Source organism: Microbacterium sp. AG157, from assembly GCF_003385695.1.
In the GTDB taxonomy this organism is placed as follows: domain Bacteria; phylum Actinomycetota; class Actinomycetes; order Actinomycetales; family Microbacteriaceae; genus Microbacterium; species Microbacterium testaceum.
Window position 1 is genome coordinate 60151 of sequence record NZ_QRDK01000003.1, and the last position, 19222, is coordinate 79372.

15 protein-coding genes and 1 tRNA gene are annotated in these 19222 nt (G+C 67.6%); 8 read left to right on the plus strand and 8 right to left on the minus strand.

Annotated elements, in window-relative coordinates:
- The first annotated feature begins 97 nt into the window (after positions 1-97).
- Entirely contained in the window at positions 98-1744 is a 1647-nt protein-coding gene (locus tag DEU35_RS09765; protein WP_116239389.1) for an ATP-binding protein, read from the plus strand.
- 37 nt (positions 1745-1781) lie between these two features.
- On the opposite strand, the gene DEU35_RS09770 is transcribed toward DEU35_RS09765, so the two are convergent.
- Positions 1782-2669 carry a hypothetical protein gene (locus tag DEU35_RS09770; protein WP_258873480.1) on the minus strand — a complete coding sequence of 296 codons (888 nt, stop codon included), beginning with the start codon at positions 2667-2669 and terminating at the stop codon, positions 1782-1784.
- 419 nt (positions 2670-3088) lie between these two features.
- Between DEU35_RS09770 and DEU35_RS09775 the strand changes: the two genes are divergently transcribed.
- Positions 3089-3760 (plus strand): hypothetical protein, encoded by a 672-nt coding sequence (locus DEU35_RS09775; RefSeq protein ID WP_116239391.1) that lies wholly within the window; start codon positions 3089-3091, stop codon positions 3758-3760.
- An 827-nt stretch (positions 3761-4587) separates the two neighbouring features.
- On the opposite strand, the gene DEU35_RS09780 is transcribed toward DEU35_RS09775, so the two are convergent.
- The 3 genes from DEU35_RS09780 to DEU35_RS09790 form a co-directional block, all read right to left on the minus strand.
- Positions 4588-4675: transfer RNA gene (locus tag DEU35_RS09780), tRNA-Ser, on the minus strand.
- 102 nt (positions 4676-4777) lie between these two features.
- On the minus strand, positions 4778-6601 hold the full coding sequence (locus DEU35_RS09785) for an amidase family protein (RefSeq protein ID WP_116239392.1): 1824 nt from the start codon (positions 6599-6601) through the stop codon (positions 4778-4780).
- Positions 6602-6642: 41 nt separating this feature from the next.
- Complete coding sequence (locus DEU35_RS09790; RefSeq protein ID WP_181904625.1) at positions 6643-7389, minus strand: cohesin domain-containing protein; 747 nt, start codon at positions 7387-7389, stop codon at positions 6643-6645.
- 229 nt (positions 7390-7618) lie between these two features.
- Here DEU35_RS09790 and DEU35_RS09795 point away from each other — a divergent pair, with 229 nt between their 5' ends.
- Both DEU35_RS09795 and DEU35_RS09800 read left to right on the plus strand, forming a co-directional pair.
- Positions 7619-8878, plus strand: a complete 1260-nt coding sequence (locus tag DEU35_RS09795) for a DUF2254 domain-containing protein (RefSeq protein WP_116239393.1) — start codon at positions 7619-7621, stop codon at positions 8876-8878.
- A 129-nt stretch (positions 8879-9007) separates the two neighbouring features.
- A complete protein-coding gene (locus DEU35_RS09800; protein WP_103208444.1) occupies positions 9008-9298 on the plus strand; it encodes a PLDc N-terminal domain-containing protein in 291 nt (96 codons plus the stop codon).
- 66 nt (positions 9299-9364) lie between these two features.
- On the opposite strand, the gene DEU35_RS09805 is transcribed toward DEU35_RS09800, so the two are convergent.
- Entirely contained in the window at positions 9365-10264 is a 900-nt protein-coding gene (locus DEU35_RS09805) for an HAD family hydrolase (protein ID WP_174799702.1), read from the minus strand.
- Positions 10261-11526: a serine--tRNA ligase gene (serS, locus tag DEU35_RS09810; protein ID WP_103208442.1), complete on the minus strand. Its 1266-nt coding sequence runs from the start codon at positions 11524-11526 to the stop codon at positions 10261-10263. Before serS ends, DEU35_RS09805 begins: the two co-directional genes overlap by 4 nt.
- Before the next feature lie 175 nt (positions 11527-11701).
- On the opposite strand from serS, the gene DEU35_RS09815 reads away from it, so the two are divergent.
- Together DEU35_RS09815 and DEU35_RS09820 are read left to right on the plus strand one after the other, a co-directional pair.
- Positions 11702-12991 (plus strand): diacylglycerol kinase family protein, encoded by a 1290-nt coding sequence (locus DEU35_RS09815; protein WP_181904626.1) that lies wholly within the window; start codon positions 11702-11704, stop codon positions 12989-12991.
- Positions 12992-13161: 170 nt separating this feature from the next.
- A complete protein-coding gene (locus DEU35_RS09820; RefSeq protein ID WP_116239394.1) occupies positions 13162-14532 on the plus strand; it encodes a deoxyribodipyrimidine photo-lyase in 1371 nt (456 codons plus the stop codon).
- A gap of 92 nt (positions 14533-14624) precedes the next feature.
- Here DEU35_RS09820 and DEU35_RS09825 read toward each other — a convergent pair whose 3' ends face one another.
- Positions 14625-15047, minus strand: a complete 423-nt coding sequence (locus tag DEU35_RS09825) for an Asp23/Gls24 family envelope stress response protein (RefSeq protein WP_103208438.1) — start codon at positions 15045-15047, stop codon at positions 14625-14627.
- Between the two features lie 169 nt (positions 15048-15216).
- On the opposite strand from DEU35_RS09825, the gene DEU35_RS09830 reads away from it, so the two are divergent.
- Entirely contained in the window at positions 15217-16254 is a 1038-nt protein-coding gene (locus tag DEU35_RS09830; RefSeq protein ID WP_181904627.1) for an LLM class flavin-dependent oxidoreductase, read from the plus strand.
- Positions 16255-16449: 195 nt separating this feature from the next.
- Here DEU35_RS09830 and pheA read toward each other — a convergent pair whose 3' ends face one another.
- Positions 16450-17412, minus strand: a complete 963-nt coding sequence (gene pheA / locus DEU35_RS09835; RefSeq protein ID WP_116239396.1) for a prephenate dehydratase — start codon at positions 17410-17412, stop codon at positions 16450-16452.
- 101 nt (positions 17413-17513) lie between these two features.
- Between pheA and pgm the strand changes: the two genes are divergently transcribed.
- On the plus strand, positions 17514-19160 hold the full coding sequence (gene pgm, locus DEU35_RS09840) for a phosphoglucomutase (alpha-D-glucose-1,6-bisphosphate-dependent) (RefSeq protein WP_116239397.1): 1647 nt from the start codon (positions 17514-17516) through the stop codon (positions 19158-19160).
- The last annotated feature ends 62 nt before the right edge of the window (positions 19161-19222 follow it).

Genomic DNA, 19222 nt, shown 5'->3' on the forward strand with positions numbered 1-19222 from the left:
CGTAAAGAAGATACATAGAGATGGCCCCCTGTCAGGGCGTCCAGAAGAAATTTGGATCCATGAAGATTTCCATTGAAACCCGAAGGATAATTCTCAAATGAGCATCCGTATGCTGAAATTTCGAAACTATCGGTCGTTCACAGACGGAACCGTGGAGTTACCCGTAGATCAGCAGTTTCTGGCCCTAGTGGGGGTTAATAATTCGGGCAAGTCCTCGCTTCTGAGGACTCTCTACGAGTTGCGAGCGCCTTTGTCGGCACTTACAGGCATGTTTACCGGCTCGAGCGAGTTGAATAAGCTATTACGCGGCTACCCTCTAGAGCACGCTCGGGTGCGCCTGGAACCCGGCGAACATTTAACGCCGGATGGACTTGGGGACGCGGTAAATCCCGAAGTAACCATAGTCTTCGATCGAGAAAGATCGGCCAGTTCGGAGCTTATCCGCGAGCTTACTTTTGAAATTCAAGGCACCCAAGTCGCATTGGCGCGAATTGCCATTGGGCACGGTCGCGAAGTGACCTGCAGGCCAGGCCTCAATGTGCAATCTTATAGCGGAGGCATGACCGGAAACCTGATCCACATAGACGATCAATCCAGCTCAATCGAGGTTGACTGGAATGAAATACACAACGACATTCGATGGCTTGTCGGCAATTTCTATGTTGGGCCCTTCCGCAATGCAATCAACACGGCAGGGAACTCATACTACGATCTTCAGATCGGCAAAGACTTCATCGCCACCTTCAACCAGTATCTGAATGGCGACGACTATCGGCAGAACAAAGCGATGCGAAAGTTGATTGCAGAACTCGCCGACATATTTGGATACGAGCGCTTGGAGGTGTCACCGTCACCAGACGGCACTCATCTGGTATTTACTACGGACGGGAGTAGCTTCCGCGCAAGCGAGTCAGGGGCAGGAATCTCACAGTTCGTAATTGTTGCCGCGAGCGTCCTGATGAATCGTCCAAACATACTACTGATCGATGAACCGGAACTGAATCTACACGCCAGTCTTCAACTCCGGTTTCTGACGCTTCTTGCGCGGTACGTAAGTGGCCCCGTCCTGTTCGCCACCCATTCGCTGGGTCTCGCGCGCTCCGCTGCTGATCAAATACTTGTCGCTACCCGAAATCCCAGGGGCAGCTCAATCCTCAAAGATTATCAAGCTTCGCGAGACCTGGTGCAAACTTTGGGCGAACTGGGCTATGGCGAGTACCGAGACGAAGCATACAAGGCTGTCCTCTTGGTAGAAGGCGTGACGGACGTGCGAGCCGCGATGGAGCTGCTGTCCAAGTATGGAGTTCGCAATGAAGTAGCGATTGTGGCGCTGGGAGGGGATGACATGGCGATCGGGGGGCGAGACGTCGAACTTAGCCAGCTCGCGAAGCTTTCACCTTTCGTCTTCGCCGTCGTCGACAGCGAGGCGAAAACCTCGGACGCTGGTCCTTCTTCGCGACGATCAAACTTTGCGACCAGCTGTAGCGCTGCGGGAATCGAATGCCTGGTACTGGGGCGCAGGTCCATCGAGAACTATCTAAACCACGAAGCGACGAACGCAGTAATGAAGATATCTGGCGCGGAAAGTCTATCCGCGTTTGCGGCTCCGCCAGCAGGTTGGTCAAAATCGTCGAATTGGCGCGCCGCACGCGCGATACCGAAGGATCATTTCGACGGCACCGACATTGGCGCATTCCTCACGAAGATAGCTGCCGTCGTAACGAGCACCGAAAATTCCAGATAGCTTCGCGACCAATGACGGCACGAGTACGGCTAACCGATCAGTAGTCGTATGCCTGCATGAGGTCGCTCACGCGGCACCAATGGTCGCTGACACCTCGAAGGCTGGGCGCTATCGCCGCCTCAAGGTCGGGTGACAGCTGTCCGAAGACCTCGCCCATGGCATCTACCGTGTCGACGAGTTCGACCATCCCATAGTATTGCTGCTCCTCACGGTCCCAGATGAAGCCGCCATCCTCGGGGCGCACGAAGGCCTCACCGAAGGTTTGAAGCATCTTGTTGATCGTTTTGTCCCACGCAGGCCCAAAACCTCCGGACCATCGCAGTGTCGAATCGCCAGACGATACGTACAACACCTCGCCCAGAGACACATCGTCAAGGAACGCCGGCCGGCCACCCTCGTCTGTCACGAGCATAGATACGTCAGCAATAGAGAATTCCAAATTCCCTTGCACCCGCCATTCGCGTTCCCACCGCCAGTCGTTTGGCGCACTACCGTGTCGGTCGCGCACATCCTCAATGAAGGGCGTGAGCCGCCAGATAGGGGCAGACGGATCGGACATGGCGGCACGCATAGCGACGCGAAGCGCGTCCCTCTGGGGGGATGGATTGTTCACATACCAGACAGGCTGAGCACCATAGTCCCGCCTCAGGCGCTCCTTATCGAAAACGATGCCCCATGGGCGCCGACGGGTCATGCGACGGAGTTCATGAAGTGGGACCTCCGTAAGACAGACGGAGCGGTGGATGGGTTGCGTCTCGTAGAGCGAACTGCCGATGCCGTACGCCTGACGTGCCTCGATCACTCCCATGCTCAAGATAGATATGAGGTCAGCTTCGGAGCGCGTGAGGTGCACGAGCCACCGTGAAAGGTCCGAAGCATCACTATGTTGCGGCGTGCCCTGCCACTCGGGTTTGAAATTGTTCACGTACGCCCCCATATGCTCAACGACGACGATACCGCCGCAAGTAGCTGTGTCGCTCGGCGAGAGGACCTTGGGCCGTTGACGCCCCAGCGGTCATCTAGGGACGGGCATCGGATACCGCGCGCTCACCGGTTTGAGCTTCTCGCCGGAAACACCCGGGGCGGAGGATCGTGCACACAACCCCGACTCGCGTCGGTGACGCGGAGAAGCCTGGAGAGTCCAATTTCTGCCTGTGGACTATGTGCGCATCCGCACGGAGTCCGAAAATGAACGCGGAATTCATTGGACTGATCAATTTTCGGAGGTTGTGCGCCGCAAGATGGCGGCGCTGCATGAGGATCTCATAGAGGAAGCTCACAACGGATACCTCGTTGCGGAGCTCGACGAGAAGGTTCTCGCCCTACTGATGCGCCACTCACGCCTTGAACCGCGAGCTGACACGCTCGCGGAGGCGCTTACAGACCCTTTCGTGGCTGACGCAGATTGCGGATTGGCTAGCAGCGATCCCGCTGGCGCTAGCGGCCATCAACGGTCAGTGGTTGGAGTCGGGCATGGTCAATTCGGCAGGCGAGCTGCTCTCAGACATGGAGCCGTTCTTCGAGGGAGCGAACGATGTGCTTCTCGAGGAGCGCGTGGGCTGGCTGTACCTACACCAACGGTTTCGTCGACGCGAGAGCCAGCCCCTCCACGTTGACGTCATTCAGCCGATGGAGGCCCTGCTGAGCGCCGACCCGCGGTTCGAAGCCGCTGAGCGTGCATACGGCGAGGCCACCAACAACTTGGCTCAGGGAAACTACGGCTCCGCTGTCTCATTGACGTACTCTGCGGTGCAGGAAACTCTGCAAGCGCTCGGCGCAACCGGCAACGATCTAGGCGCGCTTTTCGCCTCGGCGAAGGACAAAGGTTTTTTGAACGCTGCGGACTCGCAGTTGATTCAGGCCATCAAGAACTTGCTGAGCTGGCTCACCGCCAATCGGTCCGCGCGCGGGAACGCCCATGGGGCTTCTTCAGCGACGCGGCATGACGCCCAATTCGCCGTCAACACCGCGGCGTCGCTCATGCTTCGTTTGATGCAGTTCCCGCCGTCCGAATAAGAAGGGCACTGCACCGCATCCTTCGGATCGCGTTCCCGTTGCTGTCCTGGATCGTTCGCCGTGGCAGCAAACACGAAGAAGAGCCGCACCTCCCGACGGTGGGAGACAGCTCTTCCTCGACGAGTGCAGCCGGAACGGCTCCGAATTCGCCGGCGCGCCGCGATAGTGCAGTTAGGCCCGGCTGGTCCCCCGCCGAACCACAGCAAGCCGACGCCCGCTTTACGCTCGGTGAAGCGAGACGACGTCACACAGTCCTCAAAAATGAACAGGCCGCGCTCATGAAGGCGCACTACGCGGGCGCTGTGCCCCTCGACATCTTGAAGAGCGAGATGGATCGGATCACCCTCGAGGTGGACGCAGCGGAACACCAATCGCCGTTTCGGAGCAAGCCCTCGACCAGCTCCACGAACAGCTAGAGCGGGCTCTCGAAGTGGCCCGACTCTGTCACGAGCAGTACGCGGCCGCCGTTCCCGCCGAGCGACGACTCCTCAACCAGGGGCTATTCGAGAAGCTGTTCATCGGCCCGGACGGTTTGGTCGAAGACGCCGAAGTACAGACCCTCTTCGCCGGCCTCCTGGCAAACGACTCGGCGCTCCGCACGGAAACGAGAGAAGTGGCGGTTCTTCCCGTACCCACCCAGGAGCAAGACGCGCTCGCAGCAACGGGCACGGACGGCGTGCTCGTGCCCGTCCGAGAGTGGGGGAACCGCCCAGAACGCCGCTGGAACCCTTCAGCGGTACTGCTTCGCATGCAGGAGGATGACCTAGCCCGCCACGCCGAAACCCCGCCCAAACTCTCGCTTGGACGGGGTTCGAACACGGCACGTGTGGCGGAGGGTGTGGGATTCGAACCCACGGGACATTGCTGCCCACTGGTTTTCAAGACCAGGTCCATCGGCCGCTCGGACAACCCTCCTGAACGCACCGAGTCTACCGAGCCGCGAACGCGGCGCCGCACGGTGAGGAGAGGCCGCAGCGACGACCCCGGGCGAATCGCACCCGGGGCCGCCGTGCGAGCTCACCCCAGCGCGCCGTACAGGGCGGGCGTCGTGCGGGCGTGGGTCGCCTGCTCGAAGCCGTAGGCAAGGCCCAGGAGCGGGCCCTCCGCGAAGTCGCGGCCGAGGAACTCGAGGTTCACTCCCCCGGTCGAAGCCTCGGTCGGCAGCCCCTGGCCCATGGGCACCGTGACGGCCGGCAGACCCGTGTTGGGGCTCAGGCGCATGTTGGTCCCGATGGTGCCGTAGGGGTTGCCGGTCGGGTAGACCACGGCATCCAGCTTCTGGTCGTCCATGAAGGCCGTCATGATCTGCTTGCCCTTGGCGAGCTGCAGGGTGTGCGATCCCTGCGGACCGGCCCAGGCCTGGTAAGCCGACTCGGTGATGGCGGCGCGCTGGCCGTAGGGGCTGTTCGCGCGGCCGGGGACGATGTTCGGCGACTGCGAGATCGCGAGCAGGCTCCGTGCGCTCACCGACGGGTTCAGGTAGGCGTTGATGTAGTTCTGCAGGTCGTGGTTGAACTCCGGCCCGCTGCCGCTGCCCTCGCCCACGATGGCCGAGAAGCCGTCGGGCGGCGTGAGCGCGACGACCGTCGCGCCCTGCGCCTCCATGGCGGCCTTCGCGTCGGCGAAGAGACGCTGCGTGATCGGGTTCGAGCCGAGCATCGTCGTCAGATAGCCGATCCTCTTGCCCTTCAGCGACCCGCTGTCGAGGTACGACGTGTACGTCTCCGGCACCTTGCCGGCCTGACGCGCGGTGACGGGGTCACCCGCGTCTTCGCCGACGACGGCGTCGAGGGCGATCGCGGCATCCTGAACAGAACGGGCGATCGGACCACCGGTGTCCTGCGAGAGCGCGAGCGGCACGATGCCGTCGCGGCTGGCGAGGCCGACCGTCGGACGCACACCCACGAGCTGGTTGTACGTCGAGGGGATGCGGATCGACCCACCGGTGTCGGTGCCGAATCCGATGCCGGCGAGGTTGGCAGCGATCGCGGCTCCCGTTCCCCCGCTCGAGCCGCCGGAGGTCTGGGCGGTGTCGTAGGGGCTCGACACGGTCAGCGCCGTTCCGTTGGGCTGGAAGGCCGACCACTGCGACGACAGGTTGATGGCGAACTCGTCCATCGACGCCTTGGCGACGATGACCGCTCCGTCGGCGCGCAGACCCTTGACCATCGTGGCGTCGGTCGAGGTCTGGTTGCCGGCCCAGCAGCCGCAGCCGGCGGTGGTGGGCATGTCGGCGGTGTTGTAGTTGTCTTTCAGCGCCACCGGGATGCCGAGCAGCATCCCCGTCATGCCCTTCTCAGCGCGGATCGCGTCGGCGGCCGCGGCGGCCTTCAGCGCGACCTCGCTCGTCGAGATGATCGAGTTGAGCGGGCGCACACCCGCGGGACGCACGACCTTGTCGTAGGCCGCGATGCGGTCGAGGTACTGCTGCGTCAGCGACACCGAGGTGATGACCCCGGCGTTCATCGCCGCCTGCATCGCCACCGCGTCGGCCTCGACGATCTGGAAGGGGCCGTCGTCGTAGATGATGCGCTCCGACAGCAGGGCCAGATCGGATGCCGTCACGGCACCGTCGTCGTCGAGGTCGAACCGCGCGGCATCCGCCCATCCGGCATCGCTCGCGGTCGTTCCCAGGTACGGGGCCAGGGCCTCGAGGTCGGCCGTGGTCACCTGCGCATCGCCCGTGACGTCGAGCTCGGTGTAGTACGGCGCGAGGAAGGGAGCTGCCGCAGGAGACGGCGCGGGGGCGGCGAGGGCGGCGGCCGGGGCGACGACGGCCCCGGCGACGACGACACCGAGCGAAGCGGACACGGCCAGAACACGGCGGGCCAGGGGGGTCATGACGGATCCTTCGCGAAACGGGACGGACGAGCGGGACGCGGTCATTCGCGCACCGCCTGACGACGGCGGAGCACGAGCAACGTGCCTCCGGCGAGGAGGGCGACACCGAGTGCGCCGGAGACGAACCACGGGGTTGCGTCGACGCCCGTCGTCGCGAGGTCGTTCGGGCCCTGGGCTGCGGGCGCCGGGGCGGCCGTGGCCGACGCGGACACCGAGGGCGACGGCGACGACGGGTCGGACGGCTGCGGCTCGGGAACGGGGACGGCCGCGATGACGACGGTTCCGGATGCCACATCGTTCGCCGTCACGACCTCTCCGGTCGACGACACCAGACGCACTGACGACAGCTGGACGAGGGCCGACCCTGCCGCGAGCGAACGGAGGGGGATGGATGCCAGGACGACATCGCTCGTGCCCGACAGCCCGGGCGAGGTGCCGAGGCGCGTGTGCGAGACGGTCAGCGTGCCGGGCCCCGTGACGGTCGAGGTGAAGCCGCCCGCGGGACCGGTGGGCGCGTCGGTGGCGGGCTCGACGAGAGCGGGGTCGTAGCTGAGCTCCAGGTCGTAGGAGTAGAGGTCGCTCACCGCCGCACCCGTGACGGTCACGACGAACGGGTCACCCGCGGTGACCTCGGCCGGGTCGATCTCGAGCGAGAGGGTCGCGGTGGGAGGGGCGGCATGCGCCGCGGACGCGGCGGCCAGCGGCCCGAAAAGGGCGAGGGCCGCCACGAGGGCGGCGCCGAGACGGCGTGCCGATCTCGGGCGTGAGGCGGGGCTGTGGGCAGTCATGCGTGGGTCAAGCTCCTCGGGTGATGGAACGAGCACGACCGGGATCCGCGTGGGCCTCTCGGCGTCCGTCGGTCGTGGGGGGCGACCCGACCCTGCCAGAGCGGCATGTCGGACAAGTTGCGGCACATTTCCATCGCATATCCATAAGCGAATGAGAGGCCGTTTTCAGCCGCCCGAGGTCGTCGTCCAGCCCCGGGCTCCGGCACAGTACGCCGGATAGCGTCGGAGCATGGCCTTGACGACCCGCAGCCCCCTGGCATCCTTCTTCCTCCGACTCGGCAGGCAGGTATGGGTGCGCGCGGCGCTGTTCACCGTCATCGGGGTGATCGTCGCCCTCGCAGCGGGTCTGCTCGGGCCACTGCTGCCGTTCGAGTTCGGTCTGGAGCTGGGCCAGGATGCCGTGGGCTCGCTGCTGCAGATCATCGCGACCGCGATGCTCACCGTGAGCACCTTCTCGGTGACGGCGATGGTCACGGCGTTCTCGTCGGCGACGACCACCGCGACGCCCCGGTCGACGCCCCTGCTGATCGCGGACACGACCTCGCAGAACGCCGTGTCGACCTTCGTCGGCGCCTTCACCTTCTCGCTCGTCGGGATCGTCGCCCTGTCGACGGGTTACTACCACCCGCAAGGGCGGGCGATCCTCTTCGTCAGCACACTGGTCATCATCGGAATCGTCGTGTTCACCCTGCTGCGATGGATCTCGCACCTCTCGACCTTCGGCCGGATGGCCGACGTCATCGATCGTGTGGAGAAAGCGGCCACGGCCTCTCTGGAATGGCATGCTGAGCGGCCGACGTTGGGGGCTCGCGCCTCGACCGCGCCGCCCTCGGGGGCCGTCGGAGTGCACGCCGACGAGGTGGGCTACGTCACTCATGTCGACGTCGCGGGACTCGACCGCATCGCCCGCCAGCACGACCTCGAGGTGCACGTGCACGCCACGCCGGGACGCATCGCCGATGCGCGCGTGCCCGTCGCCTTCGTCGTCGGCCGAGTCGACGACGCCGTAGAGACGGCGGTGCGCCGGGCGTTCCGCATCGAACACCACCGGACGTTCGAGCAGGATCCGCGATTCGGCGTCATCGCCCTCACCGAGATCGGCAGCCGCGCGCTATCGGCCGCCACGAACGATCCGGGGACGGCGATCGAGGTGATCGCAGCGCTGCAACGGGTGTTCTCCCGAGCATTCGCCGTCGACACCGATCCGTCCGTGGACTTCGAGCGGGTGTTCCTCCCCGCACCGCGCCTCGCCGACCTGGTCGACGACGCCTTCCGGCCGTTGGCGCGTGACGGTGCGGCCGACGTCGAGGTGCAGGTGCGACTGCAGAAGTGCCTCGCCTCGCTCGCGGCATCCGCTCCCGACCGGGCGGAGGTCTTCCGGGATGCCGCCCGCGCGGCCCTCGAGCGCAGTCGGCGCGCCTTGGACCGCACCGACGCGCGCACCCTGCGTGCCGCCACCCGAGGGGCGTGGAGTCCCCGCGGTCTCTGAGTGCGGGATACGCCGCGGCTATGGAGTTGCTGCGTTCGCGGGCGAAAACGTTGAACCGCTCCGGTGACCGGCGTAGACCGAGAACATCACCCCACGACCCGCCGGGCCGTTCGAGTTGAGGAGGTCATCATGCTCGTCACCACGCTGTCAGCGCAGGTCGTTCTCGCCGTCTTCGCGCTCGTCTACGCGGCATCCGTCTTCGCCGCCATCGTCGCCCTGCGCGACCCGCAGGCGTCTGCCGGACTCAAGGCCGCCTGGGCGACCGCCCTGCTGCTGCTGCCGCCGGTCGGTCTCGTCGCGTGGGAGGCGGCGCGCGTCGTCGACCACCGGGCGGCGCACCGACCCGTGACCGTCGTCGACCGCACCGCCTATCTCGCCGACCGCGCCGCACACGTCGCCAGCGGCTCCGCGCGAGTCTGACCCCCACGCCGGGCGTGAGCCCGCGCGGGTCCGGTCGCGCCGGGCCCGCGGGCCGCCCGCATGGCGTCAGAGCGCGCGAAGAATCGCGGCGACACCGCCCTCGGTGACCGAGAGGCCGACCTCGCCCGCCGCGGCGTGCACCTCGGGCGGACCCTGGTGCATCGCGACCGCGCGGCCGCCGTTGCGGACCGCCCACTGCATCATCTCGATATCGTTGCGGCCGTCGCCCATCACCAGTACGTTCTCGGGCGCGATGTCGAGCCAGCCGCGCACGAGCTCGAGGGCGGTCGACTTGTCCACCCCCTGCGGGGCGATGTCGAGCCACGCGGTCCATCCGATCGCGTACGACACCTGGTTGAGGCCGATGCGCTCGACCAGCTCGAGGAAGTCCTGGTCGGTCTGCTCGGGCGCCACCACGACCACCCGGCAGACCGGCTGCAGCGAGAGCTCGGCGAACGACACCTTGTTCGCTCCCTGGAGATTCCAGTCGTCGAGGTAATCGGTGAACAGTCGCGAGCCGTCGGGCAGTTCGACGAGGAAGTGCGCATCGGGCAGGTGCTCGCCGAGCAGCGTCAGCACCTCTGTGGGGTCGAACGTCTCGACGTGAGCACGCTCGTACACGGCGGCGTCGGCGTCTCCGACCCGGCGCATGACGATCGCCCCGTTCGAGCAGACCGCGTACTCGGGACGGATGCCGAGGCGATCCATGATCGGGTGGGTGCTGGCCCAGCTGCGACCGGTGGCGAGCATCACCTCGTGACCGGCGTGCTGCGCGCGCACCGCCGCCTCGGCGACGCCCGGGCTGAGCGAGTCGTCCTCGAGCAGAACCGTACCGTCGATGTCGAGCGCGATGAGCATGCGCTCCGCGGGTTTCTCGTCGGCGAGGTCGGCGACCAGATCGGCCGCCTCCTGCTTCGGCGCGCTCTCGACGGCACCGGTCTGGGGAAAGGCGGCCTCGTCGGTCACGCGATCGGCTCCATGACCTCGAGCCCGCCGAGGTACGGACGCAGAACCTCGGGCACCGTCACCGACCCGTCGGCGCGCTGATGCGTCTCGAGCAGGGCCACGATCCACCGGGTCGTGGCGAGAGTGCCGTTGAGGGTGGCGACCGGCTGGGTCTTGCCGCCGTCCGGACGGAAACGGGTATCGAGGCGACGAGCCTGGTACGTGGTGCAGTTCGAGGTGCTGGTGAGCTCGCGGTAGGCGCCCTGCGTGGGCACCCACGCCTCGATGTCGAACTTGCGCGCGGCACTCGAGCCGAGGTCGCCGGCGGCGACGTCGATCAGGCGGTAGGCGAGACCGAGGTCCTGCAGCATGCTCTCCTGCATCGCGACGAGGCGCTCGTGCTCGGCCTCGGCGTCGGCGGGATCGGTGTAGACGAACATCTCCAGCTTGTTGAACTGGTGCACCCGGATGATGCCGCGGGTGTCCTTGCCATACGAGCCCGCCTCGCTGCGGTAACAGGTGGACCACCCGGCGTAGCGCTTCGCACCGCGTTCCAGATCGAGGATCTCGTCCATGTGGTACCCGGCGAGGGGGACCTCGCTCGTTCCCACGAGGTAGAGGTCCTCTTTGTCGAGGTGGTACACCTCGTCGGCGTGCTGGCCGAGGAACCCGGTGCCGCGCATGACCTCGGGACGCACGAGCGTCGGGGGGATCATCGGGGTGAAGCCCGCCTGCAGCGCCCGGTCGAGGGCGAGGGTCATGAGCGCGAGCTCGAGTCGCGCACCGATGCCGGTGAGGAAGTAGAAGCGACTGCCCGAGACCTTCGTGCCGCGCTCCATGTCGATCGCGCCGAGCTTCTCGCCGAGGGCGAGGTGGTCGAGCGGCTCGAAGTCGTAGGACGGGATCTCGCCGTGCGTGCGGAGTGTGACGAAGTTCTCTTCGCCACCCGAGGGCACTCCCTCGAGGACGATGTTCTCGATCTTGCCGAGGGCGGCGTCGGCGGCGGCCTCGGCCTCGGCGACGGCGTGTTGAGCGGTCTTGACGCGCTCGCTGAGCTCTTTCGCCTCGGCCACGAGCGCGGCCTTCTCGTCTTTGGGCGCCTGGGCGACGCGCTTGCCGTGCGCGTTCTGCGCGGCACGCAACTCCTCGAAGGCGGTGATGGCGGCGCGGCGGTCGCGGTCGGCGGCGAGGGCCTCGTCCACCGAATCCGGCGACTCCCCGCGGGCGATCTGGGAGCGCTTCACGAGCTCGGGATCTTCACGCAGCAGAGTCAGGTCGATCACGCGTCCATCCTATGGTCGCCGCCGGGGCCGATCCTGCGCCGCCACGACCCCGCGTGGTGAGCACCGGACCGCGGAACGACGGGCTCATTCTCGGGGCGCATGGGTCTTCGGCATCCCCCGTCAAGCCCGCCTCTGCCGCGCGTATCGGGATCCACCGCGGTCCTATGGTGGAGCCATGGCCGCCCCTGACGAGCCGCGTGACGACGCGGACGCTCCCGAAACAGTCTCCGCCGATGCCCCCGCCGAGGTGAAGGCGGATGCCGCCGCAGCCGAGGGCTCCGACGACCACTTCCACGCCGCACGCCTGGGCGACGACGTCGGCGACCGCCCGCGCAAGGACGTGCCCGACCCGAAAGACGCGGCCGAGCCCGACGACGTCATCCACCAGCCCGAGGACGTCGCCCCCGACACCTCGGAAAAGTCGCCGGGCAAGACCCAGCGCGTCGACGCCGACGGCGACGAGGCACCCATGGATGCCGAGCCGACCCAGAACAAGCGCGCCGCCCTCGTCTACAACCCCACCAAGGTCGAGCCCGAGACGCTGCGCGCCCGCGTGGCCGAGCTCGCGGCCGCCGCCGAGTGGGCCGAGCCCCTGTTCTACGAGACGACGGTCGACGACCTCGGCGACGACGCGACCCGCGCTGCTCTCGACGAGAAGGTGGACGCCGTGCTCGTGGCCGGCGGCGACGGCACGGTGCGCGCGGTGGCCGAGGCTCTGACCTCGACGGGCGTCCCGCTGACGATCATCCCGAGCGGCACAGGGAACCTGCTCGCCCGCAATCTCAACCTTCCGCTCACCGACACCGACGCGATGATCCGCGCGACGTTCGAGGGCGACATCCTCTCCATCGACACCGGCATCGCCCGCATCCGACGCGTCGACGGCGAGGTCGAAGAGCACGGGTTCTCGGTCATGGCCGGCATCGGCCTGGACGCCGCGATGATCCAGAACACGCGTGACGATCTGAAGAAGCAGGTCGGCTGGGTCGCCTACGTCGACGGAGCGGCACGCTCGCTCGTCTCGGCGAAGCCGTTCCGCGTCATGTACCAGCTGGACGGACACCGCCTGCACTCGGCGAAGGTGCAGAGCGTGCTCTTCGCGAACTGCGGGGCCCTGCAGGGCGGCGTGGCGCTGATCCCCGATGCGTCCGTCGCAGACGGTCGACTCGACGTGGCCGTCCTGCAGCCCAGCGGTGTGCTGGGGTGGCTGGGCGTGTGGCGCAGCATCGTGTGGGACAACTCGGTGCTGCGCAAGTTCCGCGCCGGACGCCGCGTGCTCGAGCGCCGCAAGGACACCTCGGTGCGCTACCTCCGCGGCACCGGCATCGAACTGGCCACGGCCCCCGCGCAGCCGATCGAGCTGGACGGCGACGAGTTCGGTGAGGCGACGCGCATCTACACCCGCATCATCGCCGGCGGGCTCGTGGTCGCGCTGCCGAAGGGCCACGACACCTCGACGCTCTGACCGGGCGGGGTTCGCGCCAGATCACGTGATCTGGCCGAACGCACGCGCCACGGCGCGTGGCATCGGCGAGGTCACGTGATCTCGTTGGTCCAGCCGAGCGGCGGGCGGCGCGACGGCACAGCGGGTGTCAAGCCCGAAGAGCCGGATGCCGCGATCGATAGCGTCGGGGAATGGCTTCGCCCTCGATCGTATGGTTCCGTGACGACCTGCGCCTGACCGACAACCCGGCACTACGAGCCGCCCTCGACCGCGACGAACCGATCATCGCGCTCTACGTGCTGGACGAGGAGTCCGATGGCGTTCGCGCGATCGGCGGGGCGGCGCGGTGGTGGTTGCACGGGTCGCTGACGTCGCTCGGCGAGCGCCTCGCGGAACGCGGGAGCACCCTCGTGCTTCGCCGGGGCGCGGCATCCGAGGTCCTCCCGGCCGTGGTCGAAGAGGTGGGAGCCGGCGCGGTGTTCTGGAACCGGCGCTACGGCGGGGCCGAGCGCGAGATCGACGCGGGCCTCAAAGAGAAGTTGCGCGACGAGGGGGTCGATGTCGCCTCGTTCGCCGCCAACCTGCTGTACGAACCGTGGACGGTGCGTACGCAGTCCGACAAGCCCTATGGCGTCTACAGCCCGTTCGCCCGGGCGGTGCAGAAGCTTGCGGCCCCGCGTCCACCGATGCCCGAGGCACGCAAGGTGCCCGGGGTGTCGGCATCCGTCGACTCCGACGACCTGTCGTCCTGGGGCCTGCTGCCGTCGGAGCCCGACTGGGCCGGAGGTCTGCGCGAGACCTGGGAGCCGGGGGAACCGGCGGCGAAGGCGCGTCTCAAGGAGTTCCTCGACGACGACCTCGGCGACTACTCGACGTATCGCGACGAGTTCGCCGGCGGTGCCACCTCGAACCTGTCCCCGCGCCTGCGCTGGGGCGAGCTCAGCCCGTACCAGGTGTGGCACGAGACCCTCGAACACAAGGGATCGGGTGAGCATGCGAAGAGCGCGGGCGGCTTCCTGTCCGAGCTGGTGTGGCGGGAGTTCGCCTGGCACGTCACGTTCCACTCGCCCGACATCGCGACGGTGAACTGGCGCCGAAACTTCGACGACTTCCCCTGGCCGAAGCTGAACCGCTCCCACCTCGAGACCTGGCAGCAGGGCAAGACGGGGGTGGCCGTGGTCGATGCCGGGATGCGCCAGCTCTGGCACACCGGCGTCATGCACAACCGCGTGCGCATGGTCACGGCATCCTTCCTCATCAAGAACCTGCTGATCGACTGGCGACACGGTGAGCAGTGGTTCTGGGATTGCCTGGTCGATGCGGATGCCGCGAGCAACCCCTTCAACTGGCAGTGGGTCGCGGGAAGCGGCGCGGATGCCGCTCCCTACTTCCGCGTGTTCAATCCCGAGACGCAACGCAAGAAGTTCGACTCCCACGACCAGTACGTGCGCGAGTGGGCGCCCGAGTACCTCGGCGACAATCCGCCGGAGCCCATGGTCGACCTCGGCGAGACCCGCAAGCGCGCGCTCGACGCGTACGCGCAGGTGCGGCACGGGGGCTGAGGTTCCGGCCGCCCCACGGGTGATCGGGTCCCGGCATCCGGGCACACGAAAGGGGCGCCACCTCATGGTGACGCCCCTTCACGAGACGGGTGTCAGTTGACGCGCTGCTCGTCGGCGTCGTCCTCGTCGTCACCCGGGATGAAGACGTCGACCACGGTCACGTTGATCTCGGCGACCTTCATGCCCACGAGCTCGGTGATGGCCTGGTGCACGGCCGAACGGACGTCCGAGGCCACGCGCTGCAGCTGCTCGGGGTAGTCGACCTGGATCGCGATGTCGGCGGCGACCTCGGTCTCGCCGACCTCGACGCTCACGCCCTGCGCGTGGTCCTTGGCGCCGACCGCCTGGCGAATGTTGCCGATGACGCGAGCGGCACCGCCGCCGAGGGCGTGGACGCCGGGAACCTCGGCCGCGGCGATGCCGGCGACCTTGGCGACGACGGCGTCGACGATGACAGTCGAGCCGCCGTCCTTCGTGGCGGGGGTGGTCGTGGCGGTGGTGGTGTTCTCGGCCATGTTCGCTTCCTTCCGTCGTTCCGGGACCGTGTGTCCCGCGATGTCATAAGTGAGACGCGACGGGCGGCGCCTTCGTCACGCCCTCTTGCTGAGAGAAGCCTGAGGATGGCGGCGCGAAAGACGGAATAGCGGATGCCGCCACGGCGTTCCAGCCGAGGTGAACGACGCTATGCCCTCCCTCTCCGTTCTCGACCTCGTCCCCGTTCGCGGGGGACAGACCAGCGCGCAGGCGGTGAGTTCGGCCCTCGATCTCGTCGAGCGCGCCGACCGCCTCGGATATCGCCGCTACTGGTTCGCCGAGCACCACAACATGCCCTCCGTGGCATCCACCACTCCCCCGGTGCTGATCGCCGCGGCGGCCGCGCGCACCTCGCGCATCCGCGTCGGCTCGGGTGGCGTCATGCTGCCCAACCACTCGCCGCTCATCGTCGCGGAGCAGTTCGCCGCTCTCGAGGCCCTGGCCCCGGGCCGCATCGATCTCGGCATCGGGCGCGCCCCCGGCAGCGACCCCGTCATCACCCAGCTGCTGAACCGTTCGGGCACCACGAGCGACGTCTCGCGCTTTCCCGACCACGTCACCGACATCATGGCGCTCACTTCTCCCGAGGGCGCCACCGTCCGTTTCACCTCGGGCACCGAGTACCAGGTGAAGGCCACGCCCGCGGCATCCGGAATGCCCCAGGTCTGGCTCCTCGGATCGAGCGACTACTCCGCGCAGCTCGCGGCGAGCTTCGGCCTGCCCTACGTGTTCGCCAACCACTTCGCCGGCGAGGGCCTCGAGCACGCCCTGCGTCTCTACCGCGACCAGTTCGTGCCGAACGAGTCGGGTGAGGGTCCCCGCACCTTCGTCACCGCGAACGTCGTCGCCGCCCCCACCTCCGAAGAGGCCGAGGAGCGCGCGATCCCGCAGCTGCGCATGATGGCGCGACTGCGCACCAACCGCCCCCTCACGCCGCTTGAGACGATCGAGGCCGCCCAGGCCGATCCGTTCGACGCGATGACCGAGTCGATCATGGCCTCGACCCGCCAGAAGTGGTTCGTCGGCACGGGCGACGACGTGCGCGCGCAGCTCAGCGCCTTCGCCGCGCAGCACGGCGTCGACGAGATCATGGTGTCGCCCGTGGCGGGCGCGTACGAGGGCGAGACGTCGGAGGGGCGCGCGCAGACGCTCGAGCTGCTCGCGGCTCCGGCGGCCGTCGCGGCCTGACACGCCCTGACCGTCACGGCCTGACGTGTCCGTTACCGCGTCCCGGGCGCGGGGGCGGGGGCACGACACCGCCTCGCAAGACGGCATCTCGCTGACAAAGAGGCGTCATCTCGCTACCGAATCGTCAGCGAGATGCGGTTTCGCGACGAAGGGGCCCACGCCGCGCCCATCACGGGCGATTCCAGAGGCTCTGGGTCAGGCCTCGGGCTCGCCGCTGAGCAGGCCGCGCAGCCAGTCGCGCGCTTCGACGAACACATCGTCGCTGTAGCGCTGCGGGTACCGGACGATCGCACGGTCGGCGCGGGCGTACGAGCCGAGGAAGATCACCTTGGGGCTGAAGCGGCGGAGGCCGAGCAGGGCGTCGGCCATGCGCTCGTCGAGGACGTGCCCGTCGGCATCGATGACGAAGCGGTAGCGGCCGAGAGCGTCGCCGATGGGGCGGGATGCCAACAGGCTCAGGTTGATCCCGCGCGTGGCGAACTGCTCGAGCAGTTCCAGAAGCGCGCCCGGGTGGTCCTCGGGCAGCTCGACGATGAGCGACGTCTTGTCGGCGCCGGTGGGGGGCGCGGGAGCGACGGTGCGGCTCACGAGCACGAAGCGCGTCACGGCGTTGGGGTTGTCGCCGATGCTCTCGGCGAGCACCGTCAGGTCGTGGTGGGCGACGATTCCGGGCGCGGCGATCGCGGCATCCGCGGCGCTCGTCCCGTCGAGGACGCCGAGGGCACTCGCGACGTTGCTCTCGGCAGGAAGGTGGGCGTGGGCGGGGACGTTCTCGCTCAGCCACTTCAAGCACTGGGCGTAGGCCACGGGGTGCGCGGCGATCAGCGACACGTCGGCGAGGGTCGCACCGGGGCGTGCGACGAGCACGAAGTTCACCGGCACGAGGTACTCGCCCACGATGCGCAGCCCGGGCACGGTGGCCAGGGCGTCTTGCGCGGTGGAGACGCCGCCGTCGACCGAGTTCTCGATCGCGATCATCGCGGCATCCGAACGGCCCTCGACCACGTCGGCGAGTGCTTCGCCGACGTTGCGGACGGGCCGCCAGATCTGGTCACGCGCCTCCGGCACCTGAGCGAGGGCGGCCTCGGTGAAGGTTCCGGCCGGCCCTAGGTAGCTGTAGGTACGGCGGGCGGGCGCGGAATCTGTGTCGGGCAGCACCGGCTCAGCCTAGCCGCGTCGCCGAGGCCGCCTGTCGACGGATTCGCTCTGAATGCGTCACGGCGTGTGCGCATGTCGGAGGGAGCGGGCAGACTGGGCGCATGAGCAGTCGCGCAGGGCAGCCCGCAGAGGCATCCGATCTCATCGACGTCGACGAACTGATCGCCGCGTATTACGACCGCAAACCGGATGCCACGGTGCCCGAGCAGCGTGTCGCGTTCGGCACCAGCGGTCACCGCGGATCGTCGCTGAGCACCAGCTTCAACGAGGACCACATCCTCGCCACGACCCAGGCGATCGTCGACTATCGCACCGCTCAGGGGATCACCGGCCCGCTCTTCCTCGGTCGCGACACCCACGGGCTGTCGCTTCCCGCCGAGCGCAGCGCCGTCGAGGTGCTGGTCGCCAACGGCGTCGACGTGCGCGTCGACGCGCGCGACGCCTGGGTGCCGACGCCGGCTCTCAGCCACGCGATCCTCACGTACAACCGCGGCCGCGCCGCCGACGACCCGGGCCGTTCCGACGGCATCGTCGTCACCCCCTCGCACAACCCGCCCCGCGACGGCGGCTTCAAGTACAACCCGCCGCACGGCGGCCCCGCCGACACCGACGCCACCGGCTGGATCGCGGACCGCGCCAATGAGCTCATCGCGGCGGGGCTCGAGGGCGTGAAGCGCACGCGTCACGCCGACATCGACCTCGACGGCCTGGGCCAGTACGACTTCCGCGACGCGTATGTGCGAGATCTGGCATCCATCATCGACATCGAGGCCATCAAGAACGCGGGCGTGCGCATCGGCGCCGACCCGCTGGGCGGCGCATCGGTGGAGTATTGGGCGCTCATCGCCGAGATCTACGGACTCGACCTGACCGTGGTCAACCCCGAGGTCGACCCGACCTGGAAGTTCATGACCCTCGACTGGGACGAGAAGATCCGCATGGATCCCTCCTCCCCCTCGGCCATGGCGTCGCTGGTCGCCGCGCGCGACGAGTACGACATCCTCACGGGCAACGATGCCGATGCCGACCGCCACGGCATCGTCACCCCCGACGCGGGGCTCATGAACCCCAACCACTACCTCGCCGTCGCGATCGACTACCTGTTCTCGCACCGCCCGCACTGGCCGGCCGACGCCGCCGTGGGCAAGACGCTCGTGTCGTCGATGATCATCGACCGCGTCGCCGCCTCACTCGGCAAGACGCTGCTCGAGGTCCCCGTGGGCTTCAAGTGGTTCGTGCCCGGTCTGCTCGACGGCTCCGTCGCGTTCGGCGGCGAGGAGTCGGCCGGCGCGTCGTTCCTGCGCAAGGACGGAACCGTCTGGACCACCGACAAGGACGGCATCCTGCTCTGCCTGCTGGCCGCCGAGATCCTCGCCGTCACCGGCAAGACTCCCTCGCAGCGCTACGCGGAGCTCGAGAGCGAGTTCGGCGCCTCGGCGTACCAGCGCGTCGATGCCCCGGCTTCGCCCGCGCAGAAGTCGGCTCTGTCGAAGCTGTCTCCGGATGCCGTGACCGCCACCGAGCTCGCGGGTGAGCCGATCACCGCGAAGCTCTCGCACGCGCCCGGCAACGGCGCGGCGATCGGCGGGCTGAAAGTGCAGACCGAGTCGGCGTGGTTCGCCGCGCGCCCCTCGGGCACCGAAGACGTCTACAAGCTGTACGCCGAGTCTCTTCGCGGCGAGGAGCACCTGCGCGCGGTGCAGGAAGAAGCACGGGCGGTCGTCTCAGCCGCGCTCGGCCAGGCCTGAGTCTCCGCAGCCCAAAGCGGCGTCACCCCGAGGGGTGGCGCCGCTTTCGCGTGGGCGGGCGG